Annotated in this window: 15 protein-coding genes, 3 pseudogenes and 1 CRISPR repeat array; of the genes and pseudogenes, 16 read left to right on the top strand and 2 right to left on the bottom strand. The window is 36.7% G+C overall.

Going from position 1 to position 20,313, the window contains the following annotated elements; genetic code table 11:
* The first annotated feature begins 1,189 nt into the window (after nucleotides 1–1,189).
* The 5 genes from MW688_RS20405 to cas1 (MW688_RS20425) all read left to right on the top strand — a co-directional run bounded on the left by MW688_RS20405 (nucleotide 1,190) and on the right by cas1 (MW688_RS20425) (nucleotide 6,931).
* Nucleotides 1,190–1,741, top strand: a complete 552-nt coding sequence (locus MW688_RS20405) for an REP-associated tyrosine transposase (RefSeq protein ID WP_486737852.1) — start codon at nucleotides 1,190–1,192, stop codon at nucleotides 1,739–1,741.
* A 470-nt stretch (nucleotides 1,742–2,211) separates the two neighbouring features.
* Entirely contained in the window at nucleotides 2,212–4,533 is a 2,322-nt protein-coding gene (cas3, locus tag MW688_RS20410; protein WP_486737853.1) for a type I-D CRISPR-associated helicase Cas3', read from the top strand.
* Between the two features lie 49 nt (nucleotides 4,534–4,582).
* Complete coding sequence (gene cas6 / locus MW688_RS20415) at nucleotides 4,583–5,428, top strand: CRISPR-associated endoribonuclease Cas6 (RefSeq protein ID WP_486737854.1); 846 nt, start codon at nucleotides 4,583–4,585, stop codon at nucleotides 5,426–5,428.
* Nucleotides 5,429–5,484: 56 nt separating this feature from the next.
* Nucleotides 5,485–6,069, top strand: coding sequence for a CRISPR-associated protein Cas4 (gene cas4, locus MW688_RS20420; RefSeq protein ID WP_486737855.1), 585 nt, complete (start codon nucleotides 5,485–5,487; stop codon nucleotides 6,067–6,069).
* A 232-nt stretch (nucleotides 6,070–6,301) separates the two neighbouring features.
* Complete coding sequence (gene cas1, locus MW688_RS20425) at nucleotides 6,302–6,931, top strand: CRISPR-associated endonuclease Cas1 (RefSeq protein WP_486737856.1); 630 nt, start codon at nucleotides 6,302–6,304, stop codon at nucleotides 6,929–6,931.
* On the opposite strand, the pseudogene tnpA reads toward cas1 (MW688_RS20425), so the two are convergent.
* Nucleotides 6,924–7,336, bottom strand: a pseudogene (gene tnpA, locus MW688_RS20430) (IS200/IS605 family transposase). The gene cas1 (MW688_RS20425) and the pseudogene tnpA sit on opposite strands and share 8 nt — an antisense overlap.
* Nucleotides 7,337–7,384: 48 nt before the next feature.
* On the opposite strand from tnpA, the gene MW688_RS20435 reads away from it, so the two are divergent.
* From MW688_RS20435 to MW688_RS20485, 11 genes and pseudogenes are all read left to right on the top strand, one after another.
* Complete coding sequence (locus MW688_RS20435; RefSeq protein ID WP_486737857.1) at nucleotides 7,385–8,599, top strand: RNA-guided endonuclease InsQ/TnpB family protein; 1,215 nt, start codon at nucleotides 7,385–7,387, stop codon at nucleotides 8,597–8,599.
* 74 nt (nucleotides 8,600–8,673) lie between these two features.
* A pseudogene (gene cas1, locus MW688_RS20440) lies at nucleotides 8,674–9,129 on the top strand (CRISPR-associated endonuclease Cas1); the annotation flags it as partial.
* Nucleotides 9,130–9,142: 13 nt separating this feature from the next.
* Complete coding sequence (cas2, locus tag MW688_RS20445) at nucleotides 9,143–9,415, top strand: CRISPR-associated endonuclease Cas2 (protein WP_486737858.1); 273 nt, start codon at nucleotides 9,143–9,145, stop codon at nucleotides 9,413–9,415.
* Between the two features lie 240 nt (nucleotides 9,416–9,655).
* Nucleotides 9,656–12,482: a CRISPR direct-repeat array (repeat unit 37 nt; unit sequence GTTAGAATCGACTATAATCCCTATGAGGGATTGAAAC).
* Nucleotides 12,483–12,637: 155 nt separating this feature from the next.
* Nucleotides 12,638–13,639, top strand: a complete 1,002-nt coding sequence (locus MW688_RS20450; RefSeq protein WP_486737859.1) for an AI-2E family transporter — start codon at nucleotides 12,638–12,640, stop codon at nucleotides 13,637–13,639.
* Between the two features lie 443 nt (nucleotides 13,640–14,082).
* The gene (locus MW688_RS20455) at nucleotides 14,083–14,388 is read left to right on the top strand and encodes a hypothetical protein (RefSeq protein ID WP_486737860.1); all 306 of its coding nucleotides are present in this window, start codon (nucleotides 14,083–14,085) and stop codon (nucleotides 14,386–14,388) included.
* A gap of 105 nt (nucleotides 14,389–14,493) precedes the next feature.
* The gene (locus MW688_RS20460; protein ID WP_486737861.1) at nucleotides 14,494–15,174 is read left to right on the top strand and encodes a pentapeptide repeat-containing protein; all 681 of its coding nucleotides are present in this window, start codon (nucleotides 14,494–14,496) and stop codon (nucleotides 15,172–15,174) included.
* A gap of 99 nt (nucleotides 15,175–15,273) precedes the next feature.
* A pseudogene (locus MW688_RS20465) lies at nucleotides 15,274–15,699 on the top strand (endonuclease V); the annotation flags it as partial.
* Between the two features lie 219 nt (nucleotides 15,700–15,918).
* Nucleotides 15,919–17,106: a formylglycine-generating enzyme family protein gene (locus MW688_RS20470; RefSeq protein ID WP_486737862.1), complete on the top strand. Its 1,188-nt coding sequence runs from the start codon at nucleotides 15,919–15,921 to the stop codon at nucleotides 17,104–17,106.
* Between the two features lie 188 nt (nucleotides 17,107–17,294).
* On the top strand, nucleotides 17,295–17,708 hold the full coding sequence (locus MW688_RS20475) for a universal stress protein (RefSeq protein ID WP_486737863.1): 414 nt from the start codon (nucleotides 17,295–17,297) through the stop codon (nucleotides 17,706–17,708).
* Between the two features lie 33 nt (nucleotides 17,709–17,741).
* Complete coding sequence (locus tag MW688_RS20480) at nucleotides 17,742–18,566, top strand: carbon-nitrogen hydrolase family protein (protein WP_486737864.1); 825 nt, start codon at nucleotides 17,742–17,744, stop codon at nucleotides 18,564–18,566.
* Nucleotides 18,567–18,637: 71 nt separating this feature from the next.
* The gene (locus MW688_RS20485; protein WP_486737865.1) at nucleotides 18,638–19,258 is read left to right on the top strand and encodes a chorismate lyase; all 621 of its coding nucleotides are present in this window, start codon (nucleotides 18,638–18,640) and stop codon (nucleotides 19,256–19,258) included.
* A gap of 235 nt (nucleotides 19,259–19,493) precedes the next feature.
* Here the strand turns inward: MW688_RS20485 and hisA are convergent, their stop codons facing one another.
* Nucleotides 19,494–20,258: a 1-(5-phosphoribosyl)-5-[(5-phosphoribosylamino)methylideneamino]imidazole-4-carboxamide isomerase gene (hisA, locus tag MW688_RS20490; protein WP_486737866.1), complete on the bottom strand. Its 765-nt coding sequence runs from the start codon at nucleotides 20,256–20,258 to the stop codon at nucleotides 19,494–19,496.
* Nucleotides 20,259–20,313 lie beyond the last annotated feature (55 nt).

The raw sequence follows: 20,313 nt of genomic DNA on the forward strand, positions 1-20,313 counted from the left end.
CGTAGATGATTATGGTGCGTTACGCTGACGAAATTCGCACCCTACAAAGTACTACTAACCATAACAGAACCTCAAAAAAGGCGATCGCCAATTCCCAATCCCCTTAATAACGCACCGAATCATGACTAACCATAACAGAACCTCAAAAAAGGCGATCGCCAATCCCCCGTAGGGTGCGAAGTGCGCATGAAGCGCGTAACGCACCGAATAACTCTTAAAACATAAAAGAATCTCAAAAAAGGCGATCGCCAATTCCCAATCCCCTTAATAACGCACCGAACAATTACTTGAATCATAAAAGAACCTCAAAAAAGAGCGATCGCTAATTCCTCATCTGCGTAGCGATCGCCAATTCCCAATCCCCTTAATAACGCACCGAATCATGACTAACCATAACAGAACCTCAAAAAAGGCGATCGCCAATCCCCCGTAGGGTGCGAAGTGCGCATGAAGCGCGTAACGCACCGAATAACTCTTAAAACATAACAGAACCTCAAAAAAGGCGATCGCTATTTTCTAATCCCCTTAATAACGCACCGAATAATTACTTGAATCATAAAAGAACCTCAAAAAAGGCGATCGCCAATCCCCCGTAGGGTGCGAAGTGCGCATGAAGCGCGTAACGCACCGAATAACTCTTAAAACATAAAAGAATCTCAAAAAAGGGCGATCGCTATTTTCTAATCCCCTTAATAACGCACCGAATAACTCTTAAAATATGAAAGAATTCAAAAAAGGCGATCGCCAATCCCCCGTAGGGTGCGAAGTGCGCATGAAGCGCGTAACGCACCGAATAACTCTTAAAACATAACAGAACCTCAAAAAAGGCGATCGCTATTTTCTAATCCCCTTAATAACGCACCGAATAATTACTTGAATCATAAAAGAACCTCAAAAAAGAGCGATCGCTAATTCCTCATCTGCGTAGATGATTATGGTGCGTTACGCTGACGAAATTCGCACCCTACAAAGTACTACGAAGTACTCTTAAAACATAAAAGAATCTAAAAAAGGGCGATCGCCAATTCCCAATCCCCTTAATAACGCACCGAATCATGACTAACCATAACAGAACCTCAAAAAAGGCGATCGCCAATTCCCAATCATTCTTTTAGATAACAAAATCCTAGTAATAAGGTAACGAATAACATGACAATAGAATCAATAATTTCTCTAACAGTAAAACCTAATGCCAAATTATAGAAGACCTCATATTTCTGGAGGAACATATTTTATTACTCAAGTCACATATCAAAGAGATACTTGGCTTTGTAGTGATATTGGTAGAAAAGCTCTTCGAGAAGCGATCAAAAAAATAAAAGAAAAATATTTCTTTTCCATTGACGCTTTTGTTTTACTACCCGATCATTTTCATGGTTTGTGGACTTTACCTTCTGACAATCATGATTTATCAATAAGATTACGGTTAATCAAAAGTTATGTTACCAAATATTATAGACAAGCATTAAAAATTAATCGAAAAGTTTCTCTATCTCGACAAAAGCGTCAAGAAAGTAATCTTTGGCAACGTCGTTTTTGGGAGCATTTAATTCTTGATGAACGTGATTTTGCCTTACATTGTGATTATATTCATTATAATCCTGTAAAACACGGCTTGTGTAAATATCCTCAAAACTGGAAATACTCCAGCATTCATCGTTTTATTGCTAAAGGAATTTATCCTCCCGATTGGGGAAGTGATGGAAATATTCAAATTCCTCGAACCATCTGGCATGAATAAATAAAATGATTATGATGATTATGATGATTATGGTGCGTTACGCTGACGAAATTCTCACCCTACAAGATTCTGGCATGAATAAATAAAATGATTGTGGTGATTATGATGATTATGGTGCGTTACGCTAACGAAATTCGCACCCTACAAGATTCTACAAGATTCTACAAGATTCTACAAGGTTCTAATTCCCAATTCCCGTAGGGTGTGAAGTGCGCGAAGCGCGTAACGCACCGAATAACTCGCTAATTCCCGTAGGGTGTGAAGTGCGCTCCATGCGCGTAACGCACCGAATAACTCTTAAAATATGAAAGAATTCAAAAAAGAGCGATCGCTAATTCCTCATCTGCGTAGATGATTATGGTGCGTTACGCTGACGAAATTCGCACCCTACAAAGTACTACAAGGTGCTCAAAAAAAAGGCGATCGCCAATTCCCCGAAATAACACACCGAATAATTACACTCAATACCAATGATGAATCAACTTCAAATCAAACTAGAATCCGCTAACATTGCTGCTTGTTCAAATATTCCTCCAGAATTAGCTTTTATGGGTAAAGCTTTACAGCATCAAGTTGATGTATATCAACAGGCGAAAACCCATGATATTATTTTAGATCTTGCTGCAACTGGTACGGGAAAAACCAAAGCGGGATTAAGTGTTCTCAAACATAATGAAAATAGGAATGGTATATATATTGCACCAACTAACGCACTTATTGAACAACAAACCCTCGCTGCCGAAGATTTTGTCAAAAAAGCAGGATTACCCCACATTGTCAAAGCAGCCTCAGCGAAAAAAGTCAAAAATTGGTCTAGTAAGAATGTTAGTAATCGTCCTGGAGAAAAAATTTATAATGTTTTACGTGAACCTGCTACTATTTTTCCTGAATGTAAAAATCGACCCATTCTACTGGTAACTAATCCAGATATTTTTTACTATGCCACCTTCTTTGCCTACAATAGACTTGATAGAAGCAATATTGCCAGCGAATTTTACAGTAGTTTTGCCACAGTAATTTTTGATGAGTTTCATCTTTATGATGCCAAACAGTTGGTTAGCTTGTTTTTCTATATGACTCTTTCTCATGGGTTTGGCTACTTTAATCATAATCGCAAGATTGTTTTATTAACAGCAACTCCAGAGCCTGCTTGTGATGCTGCTTTAGATACGTTAGAAAAATTAGGAGTCAAAGTTAAACGTATTGACGGTCAAGAATATACAGAAAACACAATTCCTTCTCAAACAGAAGTTAATCTCACTATTCGACCAAAACCAGATGATCGAGAACAATTTATTTTAGATATTGTTCAAGAAGTTAAAGCAAAAATAGCAGAAAATCCTGATCAAAATGGAGCAATTATTCTTGATTCAAAAGATTTAATTAACCGCATCTACGATCAATTGTGTAATCAGGGGTTAAAGAATAAAATTGGCCGTATCACTGGGGATACTCCTGTTAGTCAACGTCAAAATGCTGTTCAAAAACAGATTATTCTGGCAACTCAAACAGTAGATATAGGTTTCAATTTTGAGAAAATACCTAATCCCTCTAGACAAAATTTAGATTGGTTGATATTTTCAACACGAGATCGCTTTTCTTTTTGGCAGAGAATTGGTCGAGTTGGTCGAGTTTTAGGGAAGTTAGAAACTGATATTTGTTCTTCAGCGATCGCCTATTTACCGGATCTGGCTTGGTCACAGGGAATTGATCAGTTAGATACTAATGGTGGCAGAGAATCTTTAGCTACCATGTTAACCAGTTTGGATTGTCTCAAACGTCCTTTTTTAGATGCCTATTGGAAGTCAGAAGCTTTTTTAGAAATTGCTAAACCTCTAGTAGAAATTGAGTCTTCTCTACAGGGTTTAGAAGCCGAGAAATTAATTACTAGTCTTTATCAAAATCTTCAGCAAATATTAGGAAATAATCGTCCCTGGAATTACTATAAATTTAGAATACTGACGATTTTAACTGCTGAAAAGTTAGCTAAATCACCTTTGAAACCTACACAAGAAAATCAATTCTCTTTTGTTCAAACTTTCTTTAGACAGAGTCCTTTTCTTCGTCAATTATTTCTTAAGAAATTTCTAGAGTGTAATCATCCAGAAATTTTTGCTGAACTAGAGACGGATAACTACATTATAGAAAAACTAGAAGCGGAAATAAAAGAAGAAGAATCAGCGGCACAAAAAGTTAAGGAATTTGCTAATTTGTGGACAGCTATTTATTCCCCATTGTTTCGTTTCCGGGATAGTTTATTTGAGAATATCAATGTTTATGATCCTGATAATCTTCTCTTAGATGAAGGGGGAGAAACAAATCTAGATCCAATTCATTTACTTAGATATTTAGAGTTTGAAACAAATGGAAATACAGTTGAATTAACTGGTCGCGCTGCAATTCCCTATGGTCTTGTTTTCTCTCTACAAGTTGAGGATTTAGATAAGTTTAATAATACCTGTTTATCTAAACTCTATGCCTTTGAAAAGATGGAGATAACTAGAACACAAAGTGGGAATATTTTACCGACTACTTTCCCTCAGTCTTTTATCAAAGCAATTAGAGAGACTTTAATTCCTGGGGTGGTTGTACGAGAAAATAGTAAAAATCGCTGGGCGATCGCCAAACTAAAAAAACAGGGTTTAGATTATTATCACCTCAAAGTTTCTGATTACTCATCATCAAAACCTCAAGAATATCTCTTCTTTCCCACCTTATCAGGAATTTTAGCTATTGTCCAAGCTAATTTTGCCCTCAAATGTCCAGATGATCAAGACTTCTACATAGTCTAATAGGGGGAAAAATCACCTTTAGTTCAATTATTTAGTTATTTCAAATCAAATGCCTTATAGTATCGTTATTAACCTTGTTCCCATTTCGCCGATTTCACCCCACTATCTTAGTGGGAGACATTTACACGCCTTGTTTTTAACCTTAGTGAGTTCTGTTGACCAAAAATTAGGTGATTATCTCCATCAATCCCAATCAGAAAAAGCCTTCGTTATTTCTCCTCTGCAAATCGGCAAAAGACTAGATCAAATGCGCTGGAGTTATCAAAAATCTATTCCTGCTGGTGTTGCCTGTTGGTTTCGTATTTCTCTATTAGATGAAGCAATTTTTGGTAAATTGACTCGTTTATGGTTAAATCTCAACATGGACTGTGCGTGGCATCTAGGTTCTGCTGATTTACATATTACTAGTATCTTGGGAACACCTCAATCAAATCAACCATGGGCAAATAGTTGTTCTTATCAACAATTATATGAAGAATCTAGTGAAAGTGAGCGCAGTTTTAATTTTACCTTCGCCACTCCTACAGCTTTTCGCAATCTTAACTATGATACTTCTTTACCTAATGCTGAGTCAGTTTTTAACAGTATCAAGAGACGTTGGGATAAATATAGTGGAATGCCTTTTGATTCTCTAGACTTTAAATTTATTTTTCCTAGTTTTTTTGATATTCGTACGGAAATAGTTGCTGATTCTCGCAGTAAGTTTATCGGCTGTATCGGCAATATCAACTATCGTCTCTTTGGAGAAGTTGAATCCATACAAATTAAACAAATCAATGCTTTAGCTAATTATGCCCTCTATTGTGGTGTTGGTCGTAAAACTACTATGGGAATGGGAATGGCGATGAGAATGCAAAAACCACAGAAGCCAATCATCTGTAAGTCTGAGTCTTGAAATCTAGCTAAATGTTATCGGACTTTTATTAATATCCACAGGAAAAATTAATCATTATGAACGATTATATCGAGATTGCTGCGCTCAATCACTATGCCTATTGTCCTCATCGCTGGTGGAGAATGTTCTGTTTATTGGACTTTACAGATAATCAATTTACCATCGAAGGAACAAGTTTACACGGACGAGTTCACACCACTAGTACAGAAAATCGCGGTGAAACTTGGCAAATACGCTCAATTTGGCTCAAATCAGAACAATATCACCTAATCGGCAAGTCTGACTTAATAGAAGAAGCAGATGGACAGATTTATCCCGTAGAATACAAACGAGGAGAAAAAGGTAAGTGGAAAAATGATGAGTTACAATTGTGTGCCCAGGCTTTATGTTTAGAAGAAATGACTGATAAGACTGTAGAAACTGGTTATATTTATTATGCTAGTTCTCATCAGCGCCAACCAGTAAACATATCTTCACAACTACGACAACAGGCGATCGCCACAATTAACGCTATTAGAGACTTATTAACCACAGGAGAAATACCTAAACTCATATCTTCCACCAGAACTTATGTACTAATTTTTAAGGAAAAATGTTATTTATGGTTAATTCCCTATAATCTTTGTCTCCTAGAGGTTTAACATCAATTCTTTTACTCATTACTCATTACTCATTACTCATTACTCATTACTCAACCACCACCAGTAACTTTTGGAAAAGATGCAAGATCTGAGTAAACCAAAATACACCGAAAAGTGTAAAGGCTGTAGTCTCTATTCTCGCTGTTTGCCTCAATTAGTTAAAAAAGTGAATTCTTATCACGAGGCTTAAATACTAGTTCACATTCAAAAAATCTCAACACAATAGAAAATTATGGGTACAGCTTACATTACACAACAAGATGCCTTTATTGGCAAAACCGACGAACGTTTAGTTATCAAAGCAGATAAAAAAAAGATCCTTGACGTTCCTCTCGTCAAGATTGATGGTATTGTCATCTTAGGACGTGCTACAGTTTCTCCTGCAATTATTACAGAATTACTAGATCGTCATATTCCCTTAAGTTTTCTCAAGGCAACAGGAAAATATTTAGGAAGATTAGAACCAGAAATGACTAAGAATATCTTTCTGAGAAAAGCACAATGGCAAGCGGCAGGAGAATCTGAACAAGCTATACATTTAGTACGTGCTTTTGTACGAGGAAAGTTAAAAAATTATCGTAACTCTCTCCTACGTCGTCAACGAAAGTACGATTCCTTGGATTTAAGTTCACATTTGAGTAAAATAGAACAGGCGTTAGCCCCCATTGATTCTACTAGTAGTGTTAGTTCCTTAAGAGGATTAGAAGGCGCTGGAAGTGCTGCCTATTTTGGCTCTTTTAAGCAGTTAATTATCAACAAACAATTTACCTTTACCTGTAAATGTAAAAAGAAGGCCCCGTTAAAACTTTGTTTAGCGGGGGCCTTCTTTTTACCAGCAAATAAACAATACATCCTTAATTGACAGGCTTCTGATTTTCCACGTAAGCCTTGAGCTGGTCAATAGTTGCACCTCCACAACTAGCTACAAAATACGAGCTAGTCCAAAAGTAAGGCTTGCCATAAAAGTATTTTGAGCTGAGACCAGGAAACTCTTTTCTAATTAATCGGCTACTAAGTGTTTTCAGGTTGGCGATTAACTTGGATAATTCAACGCTTGGTCTAAACTCAATCAATAGGTGAACGTGATCTTTTTCTCCATTGAATTCTTGAAGTACACTTGCAATTTTTCCAAAGTTTCCGTGAAGATAGTTTCTAGTCTTTGGAGTATATCTAGATTAATAGCTTTCTTCCTGTATTTAGTCACTAAAACTAAATGCACTGTAAGCTTGTATGTAGACCTATATTCTTTGTGGTAATCGCTGGACATAAAAAACGGTAATTGCTATAATTAATTTATTCCAGTATATCTTTGTTTATGCTCACACTCAACTATAGCTATAAACTGAAAACAACCAAACATCAAGGGGCAGAAATAGACCGCATTCTTGATGTTTGCAAAACTGTTTATAACTACGCTCTGAGGGAACGCAAAGACTGGATTAATAGCCGCAAGAGCTTAGCTGATAGATGTTCACTAGTTCAGGAATATATTATTCCTCCAGATGCTCCATACCCGGGTTATTGTTGGCAGACTAAAAAATTAACTGAAGCTAAAGAAAATTTTCCTCGACTAAAATCTGTACATTCCCAAGTTCTACAGCAAACACTAAAAACACTTGATAGCGCTTTTAGCGACATGAAAACTCAAGGGAAGGGGTTTCCTCGGTTTAAAAAGAAGATGAGGAGTTTTCTGTTCCCTCAACTCGGGAAAAACTGTTTAGCTCCTGGAAAAGTAAAGCTACCTTCATTAGGTTGGGTAAAGATTAGGCAATCTAGGGAATATCCAGAAGGATTTACCCCTAAGCAGATAAGGGTAATCAAAAAAGCGAGCGGCTATTATATTAACATCGCTTTTCAAAGTGATGTGGAAGTGCCCAGCAATCCAGTAGGTAAAGTTTCTATTGGGATAGACTCGGGGATTAAGAGCTTTGTAGCTACTTCTGTAGGCGAATTAATTAAATGTCCTAAGTTTCTTGCTCACTCTCTGCGCGAGCTTAAATTGCTGCAACGAAGATTGAAAAAGAAAATTAAAGGATCTAACAATTGGTTAAAACTGCAAAATAAAATAGCTAAATTACATGAAAAAATAGCCAATACTAGAAAGGCTTGGCATTATCAGTTAGCGCACTATTTTTGTGGATTAGCTGATAATATTTTTGTAGAGGACATTAACTTTAACTCTTGGTCTAGAGGAATAGTCAGAAAGCAAAGCTTGGATAGTGGCATAGGAGGATTCATAAACGGAATACTTCCATACATTGCTTGGAAGCGAGGTAAATACTATTTAAAAGTCAACAAAGACGGTACTAGCCAAGAATGTCCTAAATGTGGTAAAACCACAGGGAAAAAGAAATTAAGTGAAAGGATACATGAATGTCCTCATTGTGGGCACACGGAGAACCGCGACATTGCCGCGGCTAAAGTGATTTGCAATAGAGGGAAAATGGCGGTGGGGCACACCGTTAGAGAAAAAGCTTGTGGAGTCGGTTTGTCGGGTATCCAGTTAAGTCTTGACTTTGACTGGATATAGATAAAAGGCGTTGAAGCAAGAATCCCCCGTGGAGAGCGACGTTAGGAGCTTAGCGGGGGAGTGTCAATCATCGTAATCGTCGTCCTCCCAAAGATCCAGTTAATGCTATCCTCAGTTTAGGATATGCTTTATTACGTCATGATATCCAAAGTGCCGTTAATATTGTCGGATTTGATCCATATTTAGGATATCTTCACTGTGAACATTATGGACGTCCAGCGTTAGCATTAGACTTAATGGAGGAGTTTCGTCCTCTAGTGGTTGATGCAGTGGTTTTTCAAGCTATTAACAACAAAATGCTTTCTCCTGATGATTTTGAAGAAGAATCTCTCTCTCATGCTGTTTCTTTAACTAATGATGGCTTGAAAATCTTTCTCAGACTCTACGAACAAAAAAAGCAATCTGAGTTTAAACATCCGGTTTTGAATCGCAAATGTAGTTATCAAGAAGCTTTTGAAATTCAAGCTCGTCTGATGGCTAAATATTTAATGCAAGAAACCGACAAATATCCACCACTGATTATTAAATAGGAATTAGGCAATTATGTTTGTAGTCGTTACTTATGATATATCAGAGGATAAGCGCCGAACTAAAATCCATAGTATTCTCAAATCCTATGGACAATGGATGCAGTATTCAGTGTTTGAATGCGATTTGACCAAAACGGAGTATGCTAAGTTAAGATATCGTTTAAGCAAGTTGATTCAATCTGAAACTGATAGTATTCGTTTTTACTTTCTCTGTGGCTGTTGCCAAGGTAAGGTAGAAAGAATTGGGGGAGAAATTCCCAGAGACGATACAGTTTTTTTTGCATGATTGTTTAATTTTCTGCGCCCTCGGGTAGGTGTAGAATTCCACAGAGAATAAAAAAACGCTGAAACCTCCTATCTATAGGAGGTTTGGAGTTTTAACTAGATATAAGCCCGGGCGCACTTTATATAGTAGGCATTTCAGGAATTTTATGTTATTATGGAAAAAAGCGACAAGGCTAATTTACAAAGCTGGGCGCAATTGAACCTTGAAAACTATATAGAGCCTTACTTCCAGAGGACCGCAGTTAGAATCGACTATAATCCCTATGAGGGATTGAAACAATATTATTGATGCCAGTGCAATTGAAAAAATAAGTTAGAATCGACTATAATCCCTATGAGGGATTGAAACATTAGAGTCTAATTTAACCTCTCTTTGAAAAAGGGTTAGAATCGACTATAATCCCTATGAGGGATTGAAACGTTTGAGAAAACATTAATCGGCGTATCGTTGGGCAAGTTAGAATCGACTATAATCCCTATGAGGGATTGAAACTCGTCCTCTACAATTGAAAGGGCGATCGCTTTTCTTTTGTTAGAATCGACTATAATCCCTATGAGGGATTGAAACGGGTAGTTGATTGAGAGGGATTTCCGTAGCGATCGCGTTAGAATCGACTATAATCCCTATGAGGGATTGAAACTTAGAACCTCTCCGATCTAGGTTGGAAACTGTTAGAATCGACTATAATCCCTATGAGGGATTGAAACTTCTTCTGCGTCTTTCGCAGAAAAAAGATTGACATGTTAGAATCGACTATAATCCCTATGAGGGATTGAAACAATGCGCAACTCGGGGGCGATCAACTGACCCGCGTTAGAATCGACTATAATCCCTATGAGGGATTGAAACCTAAATACTAGTCGCTCCCACAGCATTACTTCTAGTTAGAATCGACTATAATCCCTATGAGGGATTGAAACAGTCTATTGCTACTAATATCCAGCATCTCCAATTCACGCAATTGTTAGAATCGACTATAATCCCTATGAGGGATTGAAACTTATCATTCAAGCTTTTCACAGCTCCTTGAATAAAGTTAGAATCGACTATAATCCCTATGAGGGATTGAAACATTAGCTAAAGAAAAACACCTAAAAGCAAAAAATACTCACCTGTGTTAGAATCGACTATAATCCCTATGAGGGATTGAAACACTTAACCAAGACTATCAGTAAATTTATGTTTGGATTGTTAGAATCGACTATAATCCCTATGAGGGATTGAAACAACAATTGCTCTTTTAGCTGCTGATATCCGTCCACCCAGGAGGTTAGAATCGACTATAATCCCTATGAGGGATTGAAACTTGCGAACCTGAAACAAGTCCTTAAAACATGAAGCAGTTAGAATCGACTATAATCCCTATGAGGGATTGAAACACCAACTCCTTAGAGTATGGCGTCAACTATAAAGAGTTAGAATCGACTATAATCCCTATGAGGGATTGAAACTTTTAAAACTTACGATATTCCCCAAAACCCGGTATATGGTTAGAATCGACTATAATCCCTATGAGGGATTGAAACAAAACCTGGTATGAAAATAAATTATTTGATAAATAGTTAGAATCGACTATAATCCCTATGAGGGATTGAAACGTTTATGGTTTCTATGCTGGTTTCACAATGAACATATGTTAGAATCGACTATAATCCCTATGAGGGATTGAAACTAGCTTTAAAATTGGCATAGTCCACATTTTACCAATCGTGTTAGAATCGACTATAATCCCTATGAGGGATTGAAACAGATAGAACTCAAGTCACAAATTTAATACGCGCAGCTATCCCTGTTAGAATCGACTATAATCCCTATGAGGGATTGAAACATATCTAGATTATAGGTTTTAGCGAATTCGTCATAATCCCGTTAGAATCGACTATAATCCCTATGAGGGATTGAAACCCTATAACACTGATATTCGGAACATTAAAAGATAAGGAGGTTAGAATCGACTATAATCCCTATGAGGGATTGAAACTAAACCCTATATCGGCGCGTTTCCCTAATTCCTCAGTTAGAATCGACTATAATCCCTATGAGGGATTGAAACTACCTACAAATAAATAAAATTATTTATAGGTGTTAAGTTAGAATCGACTATAATCCCTATGAGGGATTGAAACTAATCATTGGGAAATAGTAGTAGACCCCTACTACCGTTAGAATCGACTATAATCCCTATGAGGGATTGAAACAAAAATGATTTGACGTGTAGCCCATCTATCGCTAGTTAGAATCGACTATAATCCCTATGAGGGATTGAAACTATAGATTCAGGTACTATAGTAGATGTACACCCGTTAGAATCGACTATAATCCCTATGAGGGATTGAAACGAAAAAAACTTTATCGACTTTCTGAGCAAGCTTAGTTAGAATCGACTATAATCCCTATGAGGGATTGAAACTTATTAAACTCTGTTCAAAAGGGAAAGCATGAAGTTAGAATCGACTATAATCCCTATGAGGGATTGAAACAGGGGGGAACGAATTATTTGATGGTTCTGACTTAAGAGTTAGAATCGACTATAATCCCTATGAGGGATTGAAACAGAGACCAAAAAACCAATATGGACAAGGAAGATTTAAAAAGGTTAGAATCGACTATAATCCCTATGAGGGATTGAAACTGCCACAGTTTGCGCGTAAACAGGAGACAAGGTAAGTTAGAATCGACTATAATCCCTATGAGGGATTGAAACAAATTTGTTGTTACTGGATTCTTGATCTTCTACGGTTAGAATCGACTATAATCCCTATGAGGGATTGAAACATTATATAAATATAGGGAAACAAAGAAATTCACTGTTAGAATCGACTATAATCCCTATGAGGGATTGAAACGACGTGACCACCGATCCTATGCGCGATGGGCTAGGAGTGTTAGAATCGACTATAATCCCTATGAGGGATTGAAACGGATTCCCAACAAAACATATTCTCCGGCAACTGATGTTAGAATCGACTATAATCCCTATGAGGGATTGAAACTTTGATTCTGCTATGCACATTAAATACTGTGTGTAGGGTTAGAATCGACTATAATCCCTATGAGGGATTGAAACATATCGGTGGCTTGATTAGTCTAATTATCACAGCTTCTTTAATTGCTTTTTTATTATAGCAATGAGCGTTGTAGTGTTAACAATATTTAGATAAACTTTTCCCCCCAACCCCCCGCAAACTCGGGGGGCTTTTCATAATAACTGTAAACATCTATTTGCTCATTGCTATAAATTATCCAGTGCGGAATCTTAAAAAATTTATTCCTCGTTCTTTAGCTGCTACATTAGTTTATATAGGTGCTATTTTAATCATTGTTTTGTTAGCAATAACCTTATTTCCTCCCGTGGTTAATCAGGGAAAACAATTAATTGTAAGATTACCCAGTTTATTAGAACAAGGAGAAGTACAGTTAATTCATTTTCAAGAGTTAATTAATGCCAAAAATCTACCCATTGATCTTGAATTTTTAGCTTCACAAATTTTAACAAGAGTCGAGGCTGAAACTAAAAATATCGCCGAAACTGGATTTCAATTAGTAATAGGAACATTTAACTGGTTTATTGATTTAATTATCTTAATTGTTATTTCCTTTTATATGTTATTAGACGGTGATAGAATTTGGAGCGGCTTAATTAGTTTTGTATCTCCTCAAATTCGGGGAGTTTTAACAGTAACTTTAGAAAAAAATTTACAACTATTTTTTACAGGACAATTATTATTAGGCGGATTTATGGCTATATCTTTACTGATTAGCTTTTATTTGCTAAAAATTCCTTTTTTTCTTCTTTTCGCTGTGTTTATCGGCTTCATGGAAATTATTCCTTTCATTGGAGCAACTTTAGGTATTGGAACTGTCACAATTATCTTAATATTTATTAATTGGTGGTTAGCATTACAAGTATTAGTAACTGCCGTTATTATTCAACAAATCAAAGATAATTTAGTCGCCCCAAGAATCATGGGAAATTTAACGGGGCTGCCTCCAGTAGTTATTTTTATCTCTTTATTACTTGGAGTTAAAATTGCTGGTTTATTAGGGGTAATTCTTGCCATTCCCTTAACTGGAGTAATAAAAGGGGTAATCGAAATTATAGGAGATCCTACCTTGCCTCCTCAAACCGGGAGTCTCTTTAATAACCCATTTTCTCAAATTCTTTCATCACAAGAGGAGATGGTGGGTGATAATATTAATCAAGGACAAAATTTATCATCATAAACTTCCTTGTCTTCTTTGTCTCAACCTCACTACAAGCTCTTTGTAAAAAACCTACCCTTGTGAGGAGGGGGAGACTCATATCAAAGCACCAAAACAAAAGTACAGAAATTGGCCAACAGGCTGCGAATCAATTTTTAAGCGCGATCGCATTAATTCTCTTACTCATTACTTCAAAACTTCAAAACTCCAAAACCCATTACTCCAAAACTCCAAGACTTCAAGACTTCTTACTTCAAGACGTCTTACTCATTACTTCAAAACTCATTACTTCAAAACTCACTATTCATCCACAACCTGTAAATGAGTGATAAAGATGCAAGATCTGAGGTGCCTCCTGCCTCAAAAGGATAACCTTTCTCACCAGTATGAGAATTGCTATAACCGGATGCGCGTATTATTCTAAACCTTGAGAATTTTAGTCAATTTTAAACAGATTAAAACTTATGAATGAACAAGAATTTATCAAACAATATAGAGAAGGAAAAAGAAATTTTTCTGGTGTTGATTTAACAGGAATAAAATTAGATGGCTCTCGTTTTCACCTTGCACCAACTCCTACACCCAGAGAAGACAAAACATCTGATAATAACCCTCCAATAAGACGGCGAAGAAGAAGACCGAGTAATACTAATACTAGTACTAGTTACAGAGTTGAAGAAAATAATCATCGAGAATTAATACTAAAAGATATTAATCTAAGCAATGCTTGTTTAGAAGGAGCAAATTTATCTATAGCAATGAGCAAATAGATGTTTACAGTTATCATGAAAAGCCCCCCTTTGTTAAGGGGGGTTGGGGGGATCTGTAAATATAAATATTGTTAACACTACAACGCTCATTGCTATAATATTGATTTGACAAATAGTAATTTGAGTAATGCTAATCTCAATAAAGTAACTTTGACTAGAATAAATCTGACTAAGAGTAATTTACAAAATATTTCTCTAGAAAAATCCTGTTTGTATAATTGTAATTTTACTCAAGTAAACTTGCAAAATGCGAATATGGTTGAGAGTCAATGGGAGAATAATAATTTAGAAGCAGCCAATTTAAAATATGCAATACTCAACAAAATTAATATATCTCAATCTAAGTTAATTAGCACTGATATAAGTCACGCTGATTTATATCAAGCACGTATTAATCAAACAGATTTAACCAACTCTAACTGGGAATCGGCTAATTTAGCTGAAGCATTTTTTGCTCATTTAAATATTATTAGCAAAACTAACTTTAATAATACTAATTGTCAAAGGGCTAATTTTAGTCAGCAGAATATATTTAATGAAACGAGTTTTAGAAATGCTAACCTTAGTCAAGCAGAGTTTTCAGGAGACCAAAATCAAACCCTAGAAGAAATTGATTTTAGTGATGCTAATTTAGAAGCAGCGAATTTTCAGAATTTAGAATTAAAAAATATTGAATTCAATAACAGTAATTTAAAATTAGCAGTATTTAATCAAATTGCTTTTACCGAAGTAAATTTTAGTAGAGTTAGCTTGTTGAATACTAGTATTAGTAGAGATAATTGTTGATTTACTAAAGTCAAGTTTGATGAATATACTCAACTACCCGAAAACTTGACATAATTAAAATATTAACCAACTACATAATTGAGATTAGCGAATAAAATTATGGAAATTAATCCAAATTTAGAAGCAGCTAAAGCGATACAGGCACAATTAAGACCATCAATAATTACCGAAGATAAACTAACAAAGGTTAAATATGTGTCAGGAGTAGATGTAGGTTTCAAAGATAATGGTAAAATAGCCCAAGGGGCTGCCGTGGTACTGAGTTTCCCAGAGTTAGAACTATTAGAAACAGCAGTAATTACTACTCCCACATCATTTCCCTATATTCCTGGTTATTTATCATTTAGAGAAATTCCTGTAGTTTTAAAGGCGATCGCCCTTCTAAAGATAACTCCTGATTTAATTCTTTGTGATGGTCAAGGAATAGCACATCCCCGTCGTTTTGGCTTAGCTTGCCATTTAGGAGTGTTAACGGATATACCCACGATTGGGGTAGCTAAATCCCTACTTATTGGTAAACATGAGCCTTTAGAGGATTTTATCAAAAATTTGTAATAAAAAACGAATATTTAAAACCACAGAAAGCCTTGCTATATAAGTTTTATAAGCATTTTACTTACACTATTTAATGGCCAAAATAAATATATTTTATATTAAAATTAACTTTTAGCTTAATTGAGGTTACCAAAAATCTGTTTAACGATCTATATTAAATGTAAAGTATCAATTAGCACCTCAACACAAATGATTAAATGTCCTATTTGCCAAAAAGAAAATCAAGATACAGTTTCTAACTGTCAAAACTGTGGTTATGATTTAACACCCTATCCTGGTGATTTAAGTGATCTTCCCATGGCTTACGTGGAAAAGCAACAACGACAGTTAGAGTCAGTGAAGTTGATGTGGCAAAAATTTACTCAAGCCTATACAACAACAAGCCGTAAATACCAAAGTCAAATTCAAGAATTACAACAAGCATTAAAAATTGAAAAGACGAAAAAACCAGCAATATCCGCTGAAATTGTAACACAATTAAAAGATAAGATTCAAGAATTAGAAACAGAAACATCACAACTAAAGTTAGAAAAAGAACGCTTACAAAATCGATTAATCGAATGTCTTAGTAAAGCTGTAGACATGGAAGCTTTAAGCGAAAAATTAAGCAAAATCGAGAACAAATTATTATCAACAACATCATTCCCCTCTCAAACTGAGAAGAAAAAACTAGAGAAACAATCTGATTACACAGAAAATTTACCTCGTGGAGTAAAACTAGATTTAATTTACATATCCACAGGGGAATTTATGATGGGTAGTAATGAGTATGGTAACGAGCAAATGAAACATCTAGTAACCATCAGTGAACCATTTTATCTAGGTAAATATCCGATTACTCAATCTCAATATCAAGCAGTGATGGGAAACAATCCTTCTCACTTTGGAGGGGAAAATAACCCGGTTGAGGATGTAAGTTGGCATGATGCTGTAGAATTTTGTCAAAAATTGTCACAAATGACAGGGAGAGAATATAAGCTACCCAGTGAAGCCCAATGGGAATATGCCTGTCGGGCAGGAAGCCCAGGAGAATGGTTTTTTGGAGAAGATGGAGATAAGTTAAAAGATTATGCTTGGTATGGATATAACTCTAATGACCAAACTCGCCCTGTAGGGCAAAAAAAACCCAATCAATGGGGTTTATACGATATGTACGGGAATGTGTGTGAATGGTGCGAAGATAATTATATAGATAATTATGAATATACACCAAGAGATGGCAGTGCCTATAAAAATAACTCGGAGACGTATATTGTCTTGCGTGGAGGATGCTGGAGCAGCATTCCCAGATATTGCCGCTCCGCAAGTCGCCTCTACCATAAGGGAGATGATCCGAGCTTCATGAATGGATTTCGTGTTTTGTGTGTAGCCCAATAAATTATACAATCGGGAAGCTAAAAAATAAGGTTCCAAGCCGGGGTTAGCAACAGGCCTTTAGGCTTGTGAACTAAAAAAGAAGCAAGATAGGCAGTCGTTATGAATTCGGAATTGGGAATTCATGAAGATTGTCTAAAGTGTGAGAAAATAGAAAATAACAATTTACAGTAATATATAAAGGAAGTACGATGTTCAAGACAATCTTATTTCCCGTGGACCGTAGTCGAGAAGCTTATGAAGCTGCTAAAACAGTAGCAGAACTAGTGCAAATTCACCAAAGCAAATTAGTTTTACTATCAGTAGTAGAAAAAACTGACCAAGAACAAACATCCCAAGAATCAGAAAAAATGAGTTCACCCCTAGCGGTATCTCAATTACTGCAACAAACTCAAGGCTTTTTTGAGCAAGAGGGGATACAATCTGAAGCAGTAGAAAAAGAGGGAATGCCAGCTTTTATTATTTGTGATTTAGCTGACGAAATAAACGCTGACTTAATTATTATGGGTTGTCGAGGCTTAGGCTTAACCGAAGAAGGTAGATCCGAAAGTGTTACTAATCGGGTAATTAATCTTTCTCCTTGTCCTGTTTTAATAATTCCCTAGTCTATATCAATTATTTACATCAACTATTTTTCTATGAAATCATATCTAGCTGCTGCAATTCAAATGACTAGTAAGCCTGACTTGGATAAAAACTTGCGGGAGGCTGAAGATTTAATTGAACTAGCTGTGCATCGTGGAGCAGAATTAGTCTGTTTACCTGAAAATTTTGCTTTTTTGGGTAAAGAAAACGAGAAACTAGCTTTAGCACCAGAAATTGCCAGTAAAACTCAAAACTTTTTAAAAAAGATGGCACAGCGCTTTCAAGTAACTATTCTTGGAGGAGGTTACCCTGTCCCGGTGCCAGAAGAACCAACTAAGGCTTATAACAAAGCTACATTAGTAGCCCCAGATGGAACCGAACTAGCACAATATAACAAAGCTCATCTATTTGATGTCAATTTACCCGACGGTAATACTTATCAAGAGTCAAAAACAGTAATGAATAGTCAAAAATTACCAGATGTTTATCCTTCAGAAGAATTGGGTAACCTGGGGCTATCTATTTGTTATGATGTGAGATTTCCAGAACTATATCGCCATCTAGCCGCAAAAGGGGCAGATGTATTGTTTGTGCCAGCAGCTTTTACTGCCTACACCGGAAAAGACCACTGGCAAGTACTTTTACAAGCTAGGGCTATAGAAAATACCTGTTATGTGATCGCCCCAGCACAAACGGGAAACCACTACGAACGCCGTTTTAGCCACGGCCACGCCATGATTATTGACCCCTGGGGGACAGTAATCGCAGATGCAGGAGAAGCTCCAGGAATGGCGATCGCCGAAATTAGTCCAGAAAAACTAGCACAAGTGCGCCGTCAAATGCCTTCTTTACAGCATCGTGTTTTTGGAGTTTGTTAATCTACCTCGCAACTTTTCTCATAATTGTTTATGATCAGAAGTTAAGGAATTATAAAGATTTGTAAAGAACCTTGACTTCGACTTCTAAATTCAACTCACAAATTACTACTCCCCAAGAATGGCACGCCCTAACTCCTCTTTGGCAAGGAGGAGAAGAGGCGATTAAAACAGGATTACCCCATACTCAATTAGCACCTCCTTGGCAAATATTGCTCCTTGGGGATGGCTCTCCCACCCGTCATTTACGTCTCCTTACAGGAGAAGCCACCGAGGTAGATTTAATTGATATGTCCTTGATTGGCACAGACCCAGATGGTGCCCCCAAAGACATTATCGCCGTGCCAGCTCCCCGAGTCAGAAGACAAGTATGGCTACGCACAGCCTCAGGACAAAGATTAGCCTATGCTGCCTCCTGGTGGGATGCTAGTTTAGTAGATGAGTATCTTCGCAATCGCTCTTTACCTATTTGGGAAAGTCTCTCTCGCCTACATACAGAACTATATCGTGATGTCCAAGGCATATATTATGGAAATTGTCAAGCCCTAGAAACTGCTTTTGAAGCAAAAGGTCCCTTTTGGGGCAGACATTATCTATTTTGGCACGCCCGTAAACCCTTAACTTTGATTTATGAGGTTTTTTCTCCCTATTTATCTAAATATCTAGGTCCAACTCAGATAAAAAGTCTCAAATAAAAAGTCTATGATACAAAGATAGTTATAGCAGTGACCGCAGTGGTGTTAACAACATTTATCACTAACTTTTCCCCCCAACCCCCCTTACCAAGGGGGGCTTTTCATCATTTTTGTCAACATCTATTGGCTCATTGCTATAGCTTATACTTGGGATATGTAACAAATAAACTCAAGAGTAAATTTTCCTTTGACTCACATCTTCTACCAGTACTTATGTACTGGTAGAAGATGTGAGCTAAGCAAAAGTAGGACCATCTAGAGTTACATCTTGTAATCTTCCAGGTCCAATCCCTTGTATAGCTTCAGATAAATCTACATCTCCAGTATATAAAGCACGCCCGACAATCACACCCGTCACTCCTTTAGTCTCTAAAGCTGACAAGCTTAACAAATCAGTTAAACAACTAACTCCACCAGAAGCTATAACGGGTATATTTACGGCGGAGGCTAATTCTCTCAAAGCAGGCAAATTAGGACCCGACAAAGTGCCATCTCGCTGGATATCAGTATAAATAATTCCTGCGGCAACTGATTCAAATTGTTTAGCTAAATCAATAGCGGTAACTGTAGAAGTTTCTAACCACCCTCTAGTTGCCACTTTACCGTCTCTAGCATCAATACCAATCATTACTTGTCCGGGTAACTGTTGACACCATTGTTGCACTTGTTGTGGTTTCTCCACCGCCACAGTACCAATAATAACTTTTTCCACCCCCAAATTAATTAATGTCTGTAAACTATCTAGGGTGCGTAAACCCCCACCGACTTGAATAGGCACAGATACCGCAGCGATAATTGCTTTAATTGTCTCTAAGTTAACAGGATGGCCAGCTTTTGCCCCATCTAAGTCCACTAAATGAAGACGAGTAGCGCCTTTTTCTATCCAAGTTTTAGCCACAGCAACAGGATTATTATCGTATGTTTGCGCTTGTTGATAATCTCCCTGATAGAGTCTTACACAATTACCATCTAAAATATCAATAGCTGGGATAACTTCCATCTTTATCTTTTCATTTAACTACTATATTTATCTTAATTTGTTTTGCCGATTCAAT

The organism is Johannesbaptistia floridana, assembly GCF_057440575.1.

Excerpts from the sequence above, each read along its gene's own strand:
- MW688_RS20405 (WP_486737852.1), top strand. The coding sequence starts at position 1,190 with ATGCCAAATTATAGAAGACCTCATATTTCTGGAGGAACATATTTTATT.
- cas3 (WP_486737853.1), top strand. The coding sequence starts at position 2,212 with ATGATGAATCAACTTCAAATCAAACTAGAATCCGCTAACATTGCTGCT.
- cas6 (WP_486737854.1), top strand. The coding sequence starts at position 4,583 with ATGCCTTATAGTATCGTTATTAACCTTGTTCCCATTTCGCCGATTTCA.
- cas4 (WP_486737855.1), top strand. The coding sequence starts at position 5,485 with ATGAACGATTATATCGAGATTGCTGCGCTCAATCACTATGCCTATTGT.
- cas1 (WP_486737856.1), top strand. The coding sequence starts at position 6,302 with ATGGGTACAGCTTACATTACACAACAAGATGCCTTTATTGGCAAAACC.
- MW688_RS20435 (WP_486737857.1), top strand. The coding sequence starts at position 7,385 with ATGCTCACACTCAACTATAGCTATAAACTGAAAACAACCAAACATCAA.
- cas2 (WP_486737858.1), top strand. The coding sequence starts at position 9,143 with ATGTTTGTAGTCGTTACTTATGATATATCAGAGGATAAGCGCCGAACT.
- MW688_RS20455 (WP_486737860.1), top strand. The coding sequence starts at position 14,083 with ATGAATGAACAAGAATTTATCAAACAATATAGAGAAGGAAAAAGAAAT.
- MW688_RS20470 (WP_486737862.1), top strand. The coding sequence starts at position 15,919 with ATGATTAAATGTCCTATTTGCCAAAAAGAAAATCAAGATACAGTTTCT.
- MW688_RS20475 (WP_486737863.1), top strand. The coding sequence starts at position 17,295 with ATGTTCAAGACAATCTTATTTCCCGTGGACCGTAGTCGAGAAGCTTAT.
- MW688_RS20480 (WP_486737864.1), top strand. The coding sequence starts at position 17,742 with ATGAAATCATATCTAGCTGCTGCAATTCAAATGACTAGTAAGCCTGAC.
- hisA (WP_486737866.1), bottom strand. The coding sequence starts at position 20,258 with ATGGAAGTTATCCCAGCTATTGATATTTTAGATGGTAATTGTGTAAGA.